At 62.6% G+C, this 1,521-nt stretch carries 1 pseudogene; it reads left to right on the top strand.

Features of this window, described 5'->3' with window-relative positions:
• Positions 1-81: 81 nt before the first annotated feature.
• A pseudogene (locus CHF16_RS39150) lies at positions 82-1,230 on the top strand (IS701 family transposase); the annotation flags it as partial.
• Between the last annotated feature and the right edge of the window lie 291 nt (positions 1,231-1,521).

Raw genomic sequence — 1,521 nt, 5'->3', positions numbered from 1 at the left:
CTAGTACTACATGCCTAGATCTCGGTAAGCGATTGAGCGATTCCTGTACGTGATCACCTTGGGTGGTGCGACGCTGTCTGCATGCCTGAGGCTCGTGAGTTCGCCGGTGCGGTAACCGCAGCAGATCTGGACAACTGGAAATCGGAATTCGAGGCGGTGTGCGTCCGGTTCGAGAGCCGGTGGTACCGGACGGAGTCACGTGAGCATTTCCGGCAGTACCTGCGGGGTTTGCTGGCGCCACTGGCGCGCAAGAATTCATGGACGATCTCGGAGTTCACCGGCGAGCGCAGGCCGACAGCGGTCCAGCGGTTCATCAACCTGACGGCATGGGACGCCGATCGGCTGCGCGACGATGTACGGGCCTACGCGATGGAGTATTTCGCCGATCCCCGGGCGGTGCTGATCGCCGACCCGACCGGGTTCGCCAAGAAGGGGAAGAAGTCGGCCGGTGTGCAACGGCAGTACTCTGGGACGCTCGGCCGGGTCGACAACTGTCAGATCGGTACGTTCCTGGCCTACGCCAACACGGCCGGAGACCGGGTGCTCATCGACCGGGAACTCTATATGCCCGAACGCTCCTGGTGCGCCGACGCCGAGCGGCGGGACGAGGCGGGCGTTCCGCAGGACCTGGTGTTCATGACCCGCCCGCAGCAGGTCCAGGCCATGATCGACCGAACAGTCGAGGCAGGGGTGCCGTTCGCATGGTTCGCCGCGGACGAGGAGTTCGGCCAGAACCACAAACTGCGCCGCCATCTGGAGGAACAACAGATCGCCTACTGCATGGCCGTACCCAAGAACACCTCCCTCACCACCGGCAGCCCCTCCACGGCAACAAGCGATCCCGCCATTATCGAGACCATCGCCGCACAACTGAAACCCTGCGACTGGCAACGCCGGGCCTGCGGAATCGGATCAAAAGGCTTCCGGGTCTACGACTGGGCCGTGATCGAGACACCGTTCACTGGACACCAGTACGTCATCCGGCGAAACATCAACGATGGCGAACTCGCGTACTTTCACTGCCACAATCCCCGTGGAGAAGGATTGTGCGAGTTGGTCCGCGCCATCGGTTCCCGTTGGCCGATCGAGGAGTGCTTCGAGGCCGCCAAGCAGGAAGCGGGGCTGGCGCAATACCAGTTCCGGCTTTACCGTGCCTGGTACCGCCACATCACCCTGGCGATGCTCGCCTTGACCTTTCTTGCCGTGCTGCGCCATACCGCTAAAAAGGGGGCCCGCCCCCTGTGGACAACCGGTAGCGACCGACAACCCACAACGGACGAACCGGCAGCAATCACCACCAGCCACCGGGCCGGCACCCCAACGGCCGGTCCAGCGACTGCTCAGCCTGTCCATCGCTGAGATCCGGCGTCTGTTCAACCTGATCGGCAAAGACGATCGCACTGTTGACCTGGGACTCTACTGGTCCGTTCTCCGTCGCGGCCATCAAGCCGAAGCGCGCAGGCATCACTTCAGGCGACACCTGAGCCTCCAGATGATCAAGATCTAGCTATGTAGTACTAG

This window comes from Actinomadura meyerae, from assembly GCF_900188445.1.
GTDB classification, from domain to species: domain Bacteria; phylum Actinomycetota; class Actinomycetes; order Streptosporangiales; family Streptosporangiaceae; genus Spirillospora; species Spirillospora meyerae.
Note: the sequence above shows the minus strand (reverse complement) of the source record. Positions and strands in the feature narration are given on the sequence as shown.